This window comes from Vibrio sp. D401a (assembly GCF_030248515.1).
In the GTDB taxonomy this organism is placed as follows: domain Bacteria; phylum Pseudomonadota; class Gammaproteobacteria; order Enterobacterales; family Vibrionaceae; genus Vibrio; species Vibrio rotiferianus.
Window position 1 is genome coordinate 111,238 of sequence record NZ_JAHGAI010000036.1, and the last position, 15,749, is coordinate 126,986.

Consider the following 15,749-nt stretch of genomic DNA (forward strand, 5'->3'; position numbering starts at 1 on the left):
AGATAACGGATGAAACTTGTCAAACGCTCCGACAGTGTGAGCAAAGAAACCAATCAGCTTGGCGTTTCTCGCCGTGCATTCATGAAAAACACCTCGCTTGCTGCTGGTGGTGCGGTTGTAGGTGCAAGTCTTTTTGCACCGGGCATGATGAAGAAAGCACAAGCTAAATCGGTGGATCCAGAAGCGAAAACAGAAGTAAAACGTACCATCTGTTCTCACTGTTCTGTAGGTTGTGGTATCTACGCTGAAGTTCAAAACGGCGTGTGGACAGGTCAAGAGCCTGCATTCGACCACCCATTCAACGCTGGTGGACACTGTGCAAAAGGTGCAGCACTTCGCGAACACGGTCACGGTGAGCGTCGTCTGAAATACCCAATGAAGCTTGAAAACGGTAAGTGGAAGAAGCTTTCTTGGGAGCAAGCGATCGAAGAAATCGGTAACAAGGTGATGGACATCCGCAAAGAGTCTGGTCCAGATTCCGTTTACTGGTTGGGTAGTGCGAAGCACAACAACGAACAAGCGTACATGTTCCGTAAGATGGCGTCGCTTTGGGGTACCAACAACGTTGACCACCAAGCACGTATCTGTCACTCAACAACCGTAGCAGGTGTGGCAAACACTTGGGGTTACGGTGCGATGACCAACTCTTTCAATGACATGCACAACTGTAAGTCGATGCTGTTCATTGGCTCTAACCCTGCAGAAGCGCACCCTGTTGCGATGCAACACATCCTAATCGCGAAAGAGAAGAACAACTGTAAGATCGTTGTTGCGGATCCTCGTCGTACTCGTACAGCTGCAAAATCAGATCACTACGTATCGCTGCGTCCAGGTTCTGACGTTGCATTTATTTGGGGTGTGCTATGGCATGTCTTTGCGAACAACTGGGAAGACAAAGAGTTCATTCGTCAGCGTGTTTTCGGTATGGATGAAATCCGTGCGGAAGTAGCTAAGTGGACACCAGCAGAAGTTGAGCGCGTAACTGGCGTTCCTGAGTCTGAAGTTTACCAAACAGCGAAACTGCTTTCTGAAAACCGTCCGGGTTGTATCGTTTGGTGTATGGGTGGTACTCAGCATACGACTGGTAACAACAACACACGTGCTTACTGTGTACTTGAGCTTGCGCTAGGTAACATCGGTAAATCGGGCGGCGGTGCAAACATCTTCCGTGGTCACGATAACGTACAGGGCGCAACTGACCTTGGCGTACTATCTGACACGCTACCAGGCTACTACGGTCTATCTGAAGGTTCATGGCGTCACTGGTCAAAAGTGTGGGAAATCGATTACGAGTGGGTGAAAGGTCGTTTCGATGACAACGCTTACGGTGGTCAAAAACCAATGAACAGTGCAGGTATCCCTGTATCTCGTTGGGTGGATGGTGTTCTTGAAAACAAAGACAACATTCGTCAACGTGAAAACATCCGCGCCATGTTCTACTGGGGTCACGCAGTAAACTCTCAGACTCGTGGTCCTGAGATGAAGAAAGCGATGCAAAAGCTGGATATGATGGTTATTGTTGACCCATACCCAACAGTCGCAGCGGTAATGAATGATCGTACTGACGGCGTTTACCTGCTTCCTGCAACGACTCAGTTCGAAACACACGGCAGTGTAACAGCATCTAACCGCTCACTTCAGTGGCGTGATCAGGTTATCGAGCCATTGTTCGAATCTAAACCTGACCACGAAATCATGTACCTGCTAACTAAGAAGCTAGGTTATGAAGATCTGCTGTTCAAAAACATCCGTGTTGAGAACAACCAGCCAGTGATCGAAGACATCACGCGCGAATTCAACAAAGGCATGTGGACCATCGGTTACACAGGTCAAAGCCCGGAGCGTCTAAAAGCGCACCAACAAAACTGGCACACATTCCACAAGACGTCTCTGGAAGCAGAGGGTGGTCCTGTAAATGGTGAGACTTACGGTCTACCTTGGCCATGTTGGGGTACGCCAGAGATGAAACACCCAGGCACACACATTCTGTACGATACGTCGAAGACGGTTGCAGAGGGTGGCGGTAACTTCCGTACGCGCTTCGGTGTTGAGTTTGAAGGTCAAAGCCTACTTGCTGAAGATAGCTACTCAAAAGGCTGTGAAATCAAAGACGGTTACCCAGAGTTCTCTGACAAGCTAATCAAACAGCTTGGTTGGTGGGACGACCTAACGGCTGAAGAAAAAGCAGCAGCGGAAGGTAAAAACTGGAAAACTGACCTGTCTGGTGGTATCCAACGCGTAGCAATCAAGCACGGTTGTATCCCATTTGGTAACGCTAAAGCGCGTGCGATTGTTTGGACATTCCCAGACCGCGTACCGCTACACCGTGAGCCGCTATACACGCCTCGTCGTGACCTTGTAACGGATTACCCAACTTGGGACGACAAAGAAGCAATCTTCCGTGTACCAACGCTTTACAAGTCTATCCAGAAAGAAGACAAGTCTGGCGAATATCCAATCATCTTGACTTCTGGTCGTCTGGTTGAGTACGAAGGTGGTGGTGAAGAGACTCGTTCAAACCCATGGCTTGCTGAACTTCAACAAGAAATGTTCGTTGAAGTGAACCCGAAAGACGCAAACGATCTTGGCTTCAAAGATGGCGATGACGTTTGGGTTGAAGGCGCAGAAAAAGGTCGCATCAAGGTGAAAGCGATGGTCACTCGTCGTGTTAAACCGGGTCTGGCGTTCATTCCGTTCCACTTCGGCGGTAAGTTCGAAGGTGAAGACCTGCGTTCTAAGTACCCAGAAGGTACGGACCCTTATGTTGTTGGTGAAGCAGCCAATACGGCAACCACTTACGGTTACGATCCTGTTACTTTGATGCAGGAAACTAAAGTAACCCTATGTAACATTCGTAAAGCGTAAGGAGTCTGACAATGGCACGAATGAAATTCCTATGTGACACCAAACGCTGTATCGAGTGTAACGGCTGTGTTACTGCATGTAAGAACGAAAACGATGATGCGCTTGAGTGGGGTATTCAACGTCGCCGCGTAGTAACACTGAACGACGGTGAACCAGGCGAAAACTCAATCTCTGTAGCTTGTATGCATTGTACAGACGCGCCTTGTATGGCGGTTTGTCCAGCTGACTGTTTCGAGCACACAGAAGATGGCATCGTCCTTCACAACAAAGATCTTTGTATCGGTTGTGGTTACTGTCTGTTCGCTTGTCCATTCGGTGCGCCTCAGTTCCCGAAACAAGCATCGTTCGGTGAGCGTGGCAAAATGGACAAATGTACTTTCTGTGCAGGTGGTCCAAACACAGAACCAGGTTCTCTAGAAGAGCGTGAGAAGTACGGCGCGAACCGTATTGCTGAAGGTAAGCTACCTATGTGTGCGTCACTTTGTTCCACAAAAGCACTGCTAGCGGGTGATGCAGAGAAAGTTTCTGACATTTTCCGTCAACGTGTGGTTGAGCGCGGTGCGAAAAACGCAGGTTGGACAGACGGTAACGATCTTTCTTACGACGCAACTAAAAGCTAAGTAGGAGAGACACATGTTAAATACTCTTAAACGTGCGTCTCTTGTAATGCTGTCGATGATGACAGCATTACTGCTGACCTTTGCGATGCCAGCGTCTGCGCAAGAAGACACATCTCCAGTGGTACAACAGGAGATGACGCAACTTGCAGGTGCAGACTTTTGGCGTCAGGTCAAAGAGGGGCAAGAAGGCTATACCACGTCGAAATCAGCGGAACACGGTGTGCTGATCAGTACTCCGGGTGAGACTTGGTACATTCTTAAAGAGAAATGGATGTCTCCTGCGGGCGCTGTCGCAATTTTCGGCAGTATCGCAATGGTTATCATGGCTTACGTATTCGTTGGTCCTCTGATGCTAAGCAAGCCACGTACTGGCAAGAAGATGAAACGCTGGTCTCGACTAGACCGCGCACTACACTGGAGCATGGCGTTTACTTTCTTAACGCTGGCATTCAGTGGTTTGATGTTGGTTTACGGAAAACACTTCTTGAAGCCGTACGTGCCTACTGAGTTCTGGGGCTTCATCGTCATGTTGGCGAAGCAGTACCACAACTACATGGGTCCGCTGTTCTTCATCTTGCTAATGTTTGTTCTACTGAAATGGTGGCGCAAATCTATCCCTAACATGACAGACATCCGTTGGTTCATGAAAATGGGCGGTATGGTTGGTAAACATAAAGGTACGCACCCATCGGCTGGTTTCTCGAACGGTGGTGAAAAGGCGATTTACTGGTTGTTGATCTTCTTTGGTGCTATCGCTGCAGTGAGTGGTTTAATTCTGGATTTCCCAATTTTTGGCCAAACTCGTCGCGATATGGAATTGTCTAACCTTGTTCACGCGATTTCGGCACTGATTCTAATCTGTGGCTTTATCTTCCACATCTACATCGGTCTATTCGGTATGGAAGGTGCGTTAGAAGGTATGGTTACCGGTGAAGTTGACGAAACATGGGCGAAAGAGCACCACGATCTTTGGTATGAAGAAGTGAAATCAAAAGAAGCGATGGGCGAAACAGATACGGTAAACACGGAACCAAAAGGAGCGAAAGCGAATGAACAAACCTCATAACGGGATTTGGGTTGCGTACATCCTGAGTTGTTTGACCCCGTTTACGTTTTTGATCTCAGGCGTTATCGCAATCATTTACGCGGGCTACCGCTTGGATAAAGGCGAAGACAGCGACGTAGTGAACTCGCATTACTACGGTTTGATTCGTACTTTCTTCCTGTACTTCACCTTCTTTGTTGTTTTGATCGTAACAGTGGCAACATCGAACGGTGTGTTGGTTGGCGTAAGTGACTATTGGGTACACAGCAGCTTGCTAGACACAGTGGCTTACTTCATTCCTTGGGTAGGTATGCTGTTCGCAACGCTTGCGATTCTTGTATGGTTCCTACGTATGTACCAAGGTATGAACCAACTGCGCAACAATATGCCGCACAGACCCTCTACAGGTCCAAACCTATAAAACAGTCTCTCTGTTCAAAGCCTCGCCATCGCGGGGCTTTTTTATCCCTTGAACATAAGATTCGTCTTACAAATATGACACCCAGTCTCAAACAAGCGAATTACTAAGGATTATTTGATCGTTTTTATATTCATGGAGGAGCCTCAAAGATTTACTACAACTTTAGAATACAGGTTCTAAGTGACGGGATATCACTCACAACACTACTATTGTGCATTTACTCAGATTTATTTGTGTCGATAGAGTGTGTAGCGCTAAGAAAATCAGTGGTCTACAAGCGTGTCAAGGCCAGCGCAAAGTTGTTATCTACAGGCATTAGTAAAGGACTAACACGTTACAGCTATGGTTCCGCAATTCATTCTTCCCCTAATCAGTACATCTGGTGCGCTATATCATTTATCGAGTGAAAAACCTCCTAATGGTGAGTTAGTTGAATTCAACTCTCTGATCGCTGCAGAAGATTTCTTAAAAGGGTTTCAGAATGCAGAAACCTCTGATATTGAAAGACTCTTCTATCAAATTGGGGAATTTCCACCACAGCTCGTTGAAACAGAGTCGCCATTTGATAGCTACTTACCTCGTCTTTCAGAAGCGTTGCTCAACGGCAAATTAAAAGCTTCTTTCATCCCTCCTTCAAAAGAACATGTGATGACCACAGGGGTGACAAATCCCCCAAATTCGTCTACCAAAGTCAGTAGCAAACAACCCCTAAAAGCCGAGCAAAAGCAGCAGGCTAGGGTCGATGCAATGTCAGCCAAACCACAAAAAGAGAGCTGTGAAAAAGACCAAAAAGCAGGTGATCCAGTATCCTTAGTTAGTGGCGAGGAGATACTGACGTTAACGGATGTAGAACTGCAGAACGGTTTTGTATGGTCGAGAACATATCGCTCAAGCATCTCGGATACCGATCAAGGGTTGGGTTATGGGTGGAGGCACAACTTTTCATTCGATCTTAAAGATAACCATGACGAAAAAGGATCCGTAATAAATTGGGAGTTCAAAAATGAACTTGCTGATGTCATCAGCTTTACGCCAGTGTCAGTCGGTGCAACCAGTTATCAAATTTACGTAGGTGCAAGTTGTCATTTTTTAAACTCAGTGACAAGAGTTATTACTTTAGCAAACGGTAATCAATACCGATTTGAGCTGAAGCGCGAAAAGTGGCTATTAAGAGAAATTCGATCTGACATCTTTTCAAACTATCAGCTTGAGTATTCACAAAACCATCGCTTGATTCGAATTGCTACGAATAAACAACCGACGATAGAGTGTCAATATAATGATGAAGGTCGCTTGGTCGAATTATTCCTACCTAATACAGGAAAAGCGTTAGCGACTTTTGAGTACAACTCTGAATTTGATCTTGTTAAAGCGTCAAATCAATGGAAGTTGACTGAGCATTATTATTACAACCATTCACACCTCATCACCAAACGAGTTAGACCAACAGGCTTTGCCCATCATTTTGTTTGGGAGGGGGATGATACTGAAGCCGTCTGTATTAGAAACTATGGTGACCTAGGCGTATATGACTACCAATTTTCTTTTCACCCTCCACATTCATCATACTCAAATTCTTTTAATGACACGTGGAGATTTGTCCATGATGAACAGGGAAAGTTATTAGAGAAAATCAGTCCTAGTGGAAGGAAATGGACATTTGATTATGACGACTTAGGAAGGAAAGTCACCGAAACCTATCCAGACAACACCAAAACAAGTTACCAGTATAACCTTCAAGGTCAATTAGTATCGAAGTCGCATTCCTCTGGTGCGATAAATGCCTACGAGTATGACTCGCTGGGGCAACTCACTAAGGTCATTACGCCAGATGGCGAATCAGAGCAGGTTTTTTATAACTCCCTTGGACAGCGAGTATGGGACAGCGACTCTCAAGGGTGCATGACTAAGTATGAATACGACAAACACGGTCATATCATCCGCAGCACTTGCTCTGATGGAGAGGTTAAACAATGGTGGTGGGATAAGCAGCAACGAGTCGTAGCCCACGAGCTTAATGGGACTTTGATTCGGTATAGTCATAATGAAAATGGTTGGATCAATGGTATCGCTTACCCCGATGGCTGTATTGCTTCGTTAACTTATGACGATACTGGCAAACGCACGAGCGTGCAGTTTTATAACGAGAGTGACAAAACAGGCTTTAGTGAAGAGTATTCCTACGATGAGTACAGCCGGGTAGTAAGAGTATCAACACCCGAAGGCGTCACACAAATTGTTTGGGGACAGCTAAACCAGCAAGAAGGTATTGTGCTTGCTGATGGGAGTAGCTTTTCCTATGAATATGATGAGGAAAGAAACCTCACCAAACTTATACGTAGTGATGGATTGGAATTTTGCTTTTCTTACGATCAAGAAGGGGAATTGATCTCAACCCAAGGCTTTGATGGGATAGAAACCAAGTTTCGCTATGATTCGATGGGAAGGATTGCCGAAAAACAAGTTCATGAACGGACAGTGCTATACAGGTATGATGATGCAGGTTATTTGTCTAATGTTCGGGCTGGAAATGGTCGCTATATCAACGAAAGTCACTTCAGTTACACCCTAGGTGGGAAAATTACTTTTGCCTCCAATAAGCATCAAACTCTTCAATATCATTACTGCCCATCGGGAAATCAAATAAAGCGGGTTCAAGGGTCGTTCGAATTCGCCCAAGAATATAGTCGCCTCGGGAAGTTGCTACAGGTATCGTTGCCGGATAAAACGAATGTCGCATACGAATATGATCGATATGGACAAGTGTCTGCTGTCATTATTGGAGATGATGCGAGACATAAGGTGGAATTCAACTACGACAAAACCGGCAGAATCAGCGCTATTAAAAGCAACGACTTTTTAGAGAATAAGGTGTTCGATGGTATTGGGCGTTTGAAAGAACAATGTTGGCCCGATAGGAAAAAGAGTTACTTATTCAACGCAAGTAATCACATATCTACTATTGTCGACAGCGTGTTTGGAAAGACACATTTTCATTACGATAAACTTGGGCAACTCATACGTGTAAATTCCCCAAAAGATATTCAGTCTTTTTGTTTTGATAGCTTTGGAAACCCCAAAATTCCTGATTGCGAAGTACATTTAGACCGAGTCGATATGTATGGCAACATGAGATACAAATACGACTCTCAGGGGAATCAAGTTTCAGCAGAAGGGAACGGTTACACCCAAACTCGAGTCTTTGACGCCTTGAATCAATTGATAGAAGTGCATTTATTCAAAGGTATATGTCAATTTGAATATGATGCTCTTGGTCGACGGACAAGGAAAATCTCCGAAAATGGAATTCGTGAGTTCTTCTGGGAAGGAGAACGCTTGATTGGTGAGTATTTTTCAGGTTCATTCCGTTGGTACTTCTATCAACCTGAAACTTATATCCCTCTAGCGTTGTATGAAGATGGCCATGTGTATTTTTATCAATGTGACCAAGTCGGAAAGCCAGAAGTACTCAAAGATATTGACGGAAGGACAGTATGGCAAGCGACTTACGACACGTTTGGGTATGCGCACATTGATATTGAAGAAGTCGTTAACCCGCTAAGGTTTCAAGGGCAGTACTTCGATTGCGAAACCCAGTTACATTACAATTTAGCACGTTACTATGACCCGACCCTCGGCCGCTTTATTCAACAAGATCCAATAAGCATTGCGGGCGGCGTTAACCATTATCAGTATGCCATTAACCCTATTCAATGGATTGACCCTACAGGGCTACTTTGCGATGAAGGTTTAAAACGTTTATCTAAAATGTTGGTTGAAATCCATTCTCAAGGCAAAGTACCCAAAGAGTTGTGCGACCGTGTATTGCAAGCAGCTAAAGAAACATCTGTTGGGGAAGATGGTGTTCGTTCACAAGTTAAGATTCGTAAACCGAATGGCAAAAACCACATCAGATATGAATACGATATCGATCATATTGATTGCCAGAAAAACGAAATTACCTTTTATCGTCACATCAATCAATCAGATGGCAGCAAACAAAAAGTTCAGTACGTAGTCGGTATAGAGGAGTTTGTAAATGCGCATGTACTGGACTCTGAGAGTGCAGATGGCGAGCAGGGCTGCACAATCTTTACTGAAGATCTTGTGCTTAATAAAGCAGAATACAAAGAAAACTCGGAACTAAACACCAACGATTATGAACTGACAGATCGCAACAAAGAAAAAATCGATAAGTGTCTGAAGATGCGCAAAGAGGCGATGAATGCAAGAGAAACAGAAGGTCATAATGTTCAAATAGCCAAGATCAATGAGCAGTCTGCAAAAATTGGTGAGTTGGCGGCCGACGACTTTGTTAGGAGTAAGTATCCAACCGCAAAACTATTGCACCCTGAAGATATCGAAACTTCAGGCTCTAAACCCGGTGACTTCGATATGGTTTATGAGGTCGAAGACCCTCCACCAGGTGAAATAATTGTCGTAGAGGCTAAAGGTGGCAGCAGCCCGCTCGGGAGCCGTAAAATTGGCAATGAAGCGTATCAGCAAGGTACAGGTAAATATGCGGCGGAAATAGTTAAGCTAATGTCAGAAAATAAAGAAGGAACGACGGAAGAATTAGCTGCCAACGAAATTCAATACGCCGCTTTATCCGGCAGACCTATTCGATATATACATACTCAAGCGAGCATCCCTAAAAGTGGAAAGGCATCGGACTTAAAACTAGAAGTGGCAGAGTTTAAAATTGATTCCAAAGGACTAAAGTAAAAATGCAAAGTAATGAATCGGTCAACATTGTAGAGCGCAACGCAAACCCTGAACTTGACACACAAGCCGTTGTGAATAAAAAAAAATTTATAAACCGGGTTCTAGATAACAGAAAAGAATGTCTTGAAGTCAGACGGGAAAACCTAGTCAGTCTTGGTGACTTTGCCATTGACCAGGTTCGCTGGTATACCTGGTTCCAAACCTCACATGAAGATGAGCAAATATGTACATTACGTCTTTACGAAACTTCATTAATGGGGGCTTGTTATCATCGGCTTGCTATGTTTCCGAATGAGCCATTAACTGTTCAGATACTCGGTTATCCAGAAGTAACATGGGATGGTGAAGGTATCTTAGAGATGGGCTTCATTTGTCCTTCAATGTGGCTGGATGCTTATTTTATATCAGCAATTGTGCGTGATAGACCAAGTTTAGACCTATTGGCCAACTTTCCTATTTCTCTGATAAAACAAAGTTCCACAAAGGCAGGAGAACTGTCTTACATGTTGGTGGATGTCATTCAGTCTTTTCACAATCGTACTTCCGATTACCCTGATAAGTTGGTAGCCGCGATGGATGCGACCATTGCTCAGGGTGATGACTGGGCATTAGAAATTGCGATGGGCATTCTAGAAACCTTTGCTGCCCTGACAACCGACATTGGTTATGACTTCGAAGAAGTGCTAATTAAGAACTTGAAGCTGCAGGAGCAATATCACCTTCGAGAACTTGGTCCGGAGCGAATAGGCATTCGTACATTCATCAATTTCCCTCTGCTTGGTATGGCATGTATGTGGTATGACAAAGGGAACCGATTGTCTGTAGAGACAGGTTGGCTGCCACCATATCTTGTTGAAGGACGTTGGCTAGAAGACGTCAAAGCAGGAAAGATCACTCGATAGAAAAACTAAGGGGTATATTGACGCTATTTTTTGCTGTCGTTTGAGTATCTCTGTTAATTGGCAAAGTGTAATAGGCTCATTTCCAAATCTAACGCAAACGAACCATACCGAATAGGTGTGTTGGCGGCCGATGACTTTATTAGAAGTAAGTATCCAACCGCCAAGCTATTGCCCCCTGAAGATATCGAAGCATCAGGCTCTAAGCTTGGAGACTTCGATATGGTTTATGAGGTCGAAGACCCTCCTCCTGGTGAAATTATTATCGTAGAGGCTAAAGGTGGCAGCAGCCCGCTCGGGAGTAGGAAGGTTGGAAATATGGCATATCAACAAGGTACTGCAGAATACGCAACTGAAATTACCGAATTGATGCTTCAGAAAGGTAAAGGCACTACCGAATGGAAAGCAGCTCGAAGTATCAATAAAGCAATGAGAAAAAAACGACCAATTAGATATATTCACACTCAAACCGCTATTTCTGATGAGGGAAGGGTTCCCTCGGTTAATATCAAGGAATTTAATGTAGAATTCGGAGCGAATTAAATGACTGAGAATAATAAGAAAGATTTCGTAAAGAGAAAGGCGGAACCTCAACTATCGCAACATGATATTGCTGAATATCAAATGTACTTTGATGAAGATTTGGACGAGCGAAAAGAGCTAATTACAATTCGTAGAGAAAACCTAATTGCCCTTAGTGACGACACGTCAGAGCAAGTTCGGTGGTACACATGCTTTCCGTCTGCAATAGAAACTGAGAAAATAGCAACGCTTTGCCTTTACGAGTCGTCATTGATGCGTGCTTTTTATCATCAGTTAGCGATGAAGCCTAGCGAACTTTTAAGTATTAAGTTACTAGATCACCCGGAAGTTACATGGACAGGAGAAGGCATATTAAAAACAGGATGCTTGCACCCCAATAGGTGGTTAGACGCTTATTTTACCTCAGTCACCGTACGCGATAAACCTAGCATGGATTTGCTAGCCGATTTTCCGATTTCTCTCATGAAACAAAGCTCTACTAAGGCAGGAGAGCTGTCTTACATGTTGGTGGATGTCATTCAGTCTTTTCACAATCGTACTTCCGATTACCCTGATAAGTTGGTAGCCGCGATGGATGCGGCCATTGATCAGGGTGATGACTGGGCATTAGAAATTGCGATGGGCATTCTAGAAACCTTTGCTGCCCTGACAACCGATATTGGTTATGACTTCGAAGAAGTGCTGATTAAGAACTTGAAGCTGCAGGAGCAATATCACCTTCGAGAACTTGGTCTGGAGCGAATAGGCATTCGTACATTTATCAATTTCCCTCTGCTTGGTATGGCATGTCTGTGGTATGACAAAGGCAACCGATTGTCAGTAGAAACAGGGTGGCTTCCACCATATCTCGTTGAAGGACGTTGGCTAGAAGAGGCAAAAGCAGGGCGGATTACTCGTTAGCATATCCTAGCAACCTAAAAATGGTTAAAGAGAGTAGTTTCTCGTAAAGGTTTGAAGAGCTAGGCGATCTGAGTCCCGCTCCTAAAAGTCGGTCGGGGTAGAATGGAGCGCAAGTTGATAGTCATTGCGCTCCACCCTGCGAAGAAGTCTAATTAAAGTAGTGGCATACATTGTACCGCTGTTTTAATTTAGCAGTTTCCTTTCTTTGCTTGACCCGGTGGGCAAAAATCTCCGCCATGACCCGGATGTTTGTTATTATCATTGGTACTCACTTTGACTTTTACATCGTCGAATTCACCCTCAACATTTGTAAGCTGACACCCTGCTAAAGTACTCAATAGGATAAGGACAAGAGATACACGTCTCATTGCTTTGCCTCTCAATCTATCATTCTAATTAAGACCAATACGACCATGGTCTAATCCATATTACTACTGTTGTTATTCGTTCAGTGTTAAGCTAATGAAAAAGAACAACAAGGATAGGTTATGAATTTCCCCTATAGAAATATTGTAGTACTTACTGGCGCAGGCATTTCGGCTGAGTCTGGTATTCAAACATTTCGAGCTCAGGATGGTCTTTGGGAGAATCACCGAATAGAAGATGTGGCAACACCAGAAGGTTTTGACCGCGATCCGGATCTTGTTCAATCATTCTATAATCAACGCCGTAAAAAACTACAAGGTGACGATATCAAGCCAAACGCTGCTCATACCGCGTTAGGGCGCCTTGAAAAACAGCTAGAAGGCAAAGTAACTATCATCACGCAAAACATCGATAATTTGCACGAAAGAGGTGGTAGTGCCAATATCATCCACATGCATGGCGAACTACTGAAAGCACGCTGCAGCGAATCAAATCAAGTCATTGAACATTCGGAAGACATTCAAACTGGTGAGTTGTGCCATTGCTGCCAAATTCCAGCTCAAATGCGTCCACACATTGTTTGGTTTGGTGAAATGCCACTGCGCATGGGGGAGATCTATGCGGCTTTGGAAGAAGCAGACTTGTTTATTTCTATTGGTACTTCTGGCGTGGTATATCCAGCCGCAGGCTTTGTACATGATGCGAAGATGCATGGTGCACATACGATTGAAATCAACTTAGAGCCAAGTGCTGTAGAGAGTGAGTTTGAAGAGAAGCGTTACGGTAAGGCGAGCATCGAAGTACCGAAGCTTGTTGAAGAGATTCTTGCTCTGGAAAATGAAACCAGCGCTTAATCAGACGGACAGGACCTTGGTTTAGCAAAGGCATCGAGTGATTCGATGCCTTTTTGTATTCTACTGCTTTGCAATTCGAACAGTATAGATTGAGTTACAAAGCGTTCAGATACAAGAAAAGCGACCGAAGCCGCTTTTCTGAACTATTTCGACAGACTGATTAGTTGTCTACTTTTAGTTTTTGGAAGTACTCATCGTAAAGCACGCTTGCTTCACCAACTTCATCTTGCCATGTACCGCTGTCCATCACTTCTTGTGGAGGGAAGATGCTTGGATCGTTAGCAAATTCTTTCGGTAGTAGATCATGAGCTGTTTTCACAGGAGTAGGGTAACCAATCTCTAGCGCAATCTTAGCCGCATTCTCAGGACGTAGTAGGAAGTCGATCATTTTATGAGCCGCATCAACGTTCTTCGCGCCAGCTGGAATCGCTAGGCTGTCCATCCAGAAGATAGTGCCTTTTTCTGGCCAGATGATGTCGATGTTAGCGCCTTCTTGACGAGCCATGTATGCAGAACCGTTCCAAAGCATACCAAGTGATACTTCGCCTGCTAAGTATGGGTTCGCTGGGAAGTCTGAGTTGAACACCAATACGTTCGGCATTAGCTTTTTCAGCTCTTCGTAAGCCGCTTTGATTTCGTCAGGGTTAGTCGTGTTTGGAGAGTAACCAAGTTTTGTTAATGCAATGTGGAATACTTCGCGAGAATCATCCATTAGCATTAGTTGACCTTCCCACTTGCTATCCCAGAAGTCATCCCATTTAGTCACAGAAGACTTGTCTAGCATATCAGCATTGATACCAATACCGGTCGCACCCCAAATGTATGGGATAGAGTAGTTGTTGTTCGGGTCGAACGGCTTGTTTAGGAAGTTAGTGTCTAGATCAGCAAAGTGAGACAATTTCTCTTTGTCGATCTTTTGCAGCATGCCTTCTTTACGCATTTTAGATACGAAATAGGTAGACGGTACTACCAAGTCGTAACCAGAACCTTGAGTTTTCAACTTCGCGTACATGCTTTCGTTAGACTCGTACGTAGAGTAGATAACTTTGATACCAGTTTCTTTTGTAAAGTCTTCAAGAACTTCGTTTGGAATGTATTCCGACCAGTTGTAGAAATACAGCTCTTGATCAGCAGCCATTGCAGGGGTAGCGATTAGCGTCGCTGCACACAGTGCGCTTGCGTAGAATTTACTTTTCATTTGTTTTCCGTTTTGTTCAGCAACAGGACAAATCAATACTAGTAACAAATAACGATTTGAGCCAAATTGCGATAAGCACAATTCTGTTTATCTGAGCCATGACAACAGGCATTACGAACAAAATAGAGCGTAATGCTTGAACTCGAGTCAAATAAACCTAGCAACATACAATTATATCAGTCAATTACAAAAATAGGCAGCGTATTGCTGCCTATTTTCATTTAGTAGATGGCTTAGTAAGCGATTATTGACCCGCTTTCAGCTTCAAGAAGTAATCTTCGTACTTCACTGTCATGTCGCCAACAGAATCTTGCCATTCAACGCGGTCAAGATCTTCTTGAGAAGGGAACAGTGGCGCAACGTCTTTGAACTTAGCGTTCGATTCTGCAACCGCTGTTAGGTAACCCGTGTCCGCTGAAATTTGCTCTGCGATTTCTGGACGTAGTAGGAAGTCGATCATCTTGTGAGCCGCTTCTACGTTTTTTGCACCAGAAGAGATAGCGAAGTTATCAACCCAGCCGATACCACCTTCTTTAGGGAATACTAGCTTAAGGTTCATGCCTTCATTTTGAGCTGCTGCTGCGCTGCCGTTCCAAAGCATACCAACGCCAACTTCGCCAGACATGTATGGTGCACCTGGGTTATCAGAGTTAAATACTAGAACGTTTGGCATTAGCTTTTGTAGTTCTGCGTATGCTTCGTCGATTTGTTTTGGATCCGTAGAGTTACCAGAGTAACCCAGTTTGCGTAGCGCAATGTGGAACACTTCACGAGTGTCATCCATTAGCATTACTTGACCTTCAAGCTCAGGTTTCCATAGGTCAGCCCAGCTTTGGAAGTCGTTTGGATCGTACATGTCCGCGTTCACAGCTAGACCTGTAATCGCAACAACGTGAGGAATAGAGTAGTCGTTATTTGGATCATAAGGCTTGTCTAGGTAGTTCTTGTCTAGGTTGCCGAAGTTCTTCAGCTTAGTCTTATCGATCTTTTGTAGCATGCCTTCGTCACGCATCTTCGCTACGAAGTAAGTGGAAGGAACCACTAGATCATAACCTTGGTTATGAGTTTTTAGCTTTGCATACAAAGTTTCGTTCGACTCGTAAGTCGAGTAGATCACTTTGATGCCAGTTTCTTTAGTAAATTGTTCTAGGATATTACTGTTGATGTAAGGACCCCAGTTCATAAATACTAATTCTTTATCATCCGCTGCCGCTGTACCAGAGAACAGAGAAAGCGCACATGCACTACCAGCTAATAGAGTAGCCCATTTTTTCATTGACGTTAGCTCCAAACCAAACGTTGTCCAATTGATT

12 protein-coding genes are annotated in these 15,749 nt (G+C 44.3%); 9 read left to right on the top strand and 3 right to left on the bottom strand.

From position 1 onward, the window contains the following. The first annotated feature begins 9 nt into the window (after positions 1 to 9). The 8 genes from KIV41_RS16085 (at position 10) to KIV41_RS16120 (ending at position 12,018) form a co-directional block, all read left to right on the top strand. Entirely contained in the window at positions 10 to 2,865 is a 2,856-nt protein-coding gene (locus KIV41_RS16085) for a formate dehydrogenase subunit alpha (RefSeq protein ID WP_017190158.1), read from the top strand. Positions 2,866 to 2,876: 11 nt separating this feature from the next. Then, positions 2,877 to 3,485, top strand: a complete 609-nt coding sequence (gene fdh3B, locus KIV41_RS16090; protein WP_005427693.1) for a formate dehydrogenase FDH3 subunit beta — start codon at positions 2,877 to 2,879, stop codon at positions 3,483 to 3,485. 13 nt (positions 3,486 to 3,498) lie between these two features. Beyond that, the gene (locus KIV41_RS16095) at positions 3,499 to 4,551 is read left to right on the top strand and encodes a formate dehydrogenase subunit gamma (RefSeq protein ID WP_285337011.1); all 1,053 of its coding nucleotides are present in this window, start codon (positions 3,499 to 3,501) and stop codon (positions 4,549 to 4,551) included. Then, a complete protein-coding gene (locus KIV41_RS16100) occupies positions 4,535 to 4,951 on the top strand; it encodes a membrane protein (RefSeq protein WP_009706096.1) in 417 nt (138 codons plus the stop codon). The genes KIV41_RS16095 and KIV41_RS16100 overlap by 17 nt, the downstream gene beginning before the upstream one ends. Before the next feature lie 342 nt (positions 4,952 to 5,293). Then, positions 5,294 to 9,676, top strand: a complete 4,383-nt coding sequence (locus KIV41_RS16105) for an RHS repeat-associated core domain-containing protein (protein WP_285337012.1) — start codon at positions 5,294 to 5,296, stop codon at positions 9,674 to 9,676. A 2-nt stretch (positions 9,677 to 9,678) separates the two neighbouring features. Then, positions 9,679 to 10,578, top strand: coding sequence for an immunity 49 family protein (locus tag KIV41_RS16110; RefSeq protein ID WP_252042092.1), 900 nt, complete (start codon positions 9,679 to 9,681; stop codon positions 10,576 to 10,578). Between the two features lie 117 nt (positions 10,579 to 10,695). Continuing rightward, complete coding sequence (locus KIV41_RS16115; protein WP_285337013.1) at positions 10,696 to 11,118, top strand: hypothetical protein; 423 nt, start codon at positions 10,696 to 10,698, stop codon at positions 11,116 to 11,118. Continuing rightward, complete coding sequence (locus tag KIV41_RS16120) at positions 11,119 to 12,018, top strand: immunity 49 family protein (RefSeq protein ID WP_285337014.1); 900 nt, start codon at positions 11,119 to 11,121, stop codon at positions 12,016 to 12,018. It begins immediately after the preceding gene. A gap of 188 nt (positions 12,019 to 12,206) precedes the next feature. Here the strand turns inward: KIV41_RS16120 and KIV41_RS16125 are convergent, their stop codons facing one another. Further along, positions 12,207 to 12,386 (bottom strand): hypothetical protein, encoded by a 180-nt coding sequence (locus tag KIV41_RS16125; protein WP_045389674.1) that lies wholly within the window; start codon positions 12,384 to 12,386, stop codon positions 12,207 to 12,209. 120 nt (positions 12,387 to 12,506) lie between these two features. Between KIV41_RS16125 and cobB the strand changes: the two genes are divergently transcribed. Next, positions 12,507 to 13,238: a Sir2 family NAD+-dependent deacetylase gene (gene cobB, locus KIV41_RS16130; RefSeq protein WP_285337015.1), complete on the top strand. Its 732-nt coding sequence runs from the start codon at positions 12,507 to 12,509 to the stop codon at positions 13,236 to 13,238. Positions 13,239 to 13,398: 160 nt separating this feature from the next. Here the strand turns inward: cobB and KIV41_RS16135 are convergent, their stop codons facing one another. Together KIV41_RS16135 and KIV41_RS16140 are read right to left on the bottom strand one after the other, a co-directional pair. After that, positions 13,399 to 14,436 carry an extracellular solute-binding protein gene (locus KIV41_RS16135; protein WP_005445793.1) on the bottom strand — a complete coding sequence of 346 codons (1,038 nt, stop codon included), beginning with the start codon at positions 14,434 to 14,436 and terminating at the stop codon, positions 13,399 to 13,401. 244 nt (positions 14,437 to 14,680) lie between these two features. Next, a complete protein-coding gene (locus KIV41_RS16140; RefSeq protein WP_009706099.1) occupies positions 14,681 to 15,712 on the bottom strand; it encodes an extracellular solute-binding protein in 1,032 nt (343 codons plus the stop codon). Positions 15,713 to 15,749 lie beyond the last annotated feature (37 nt).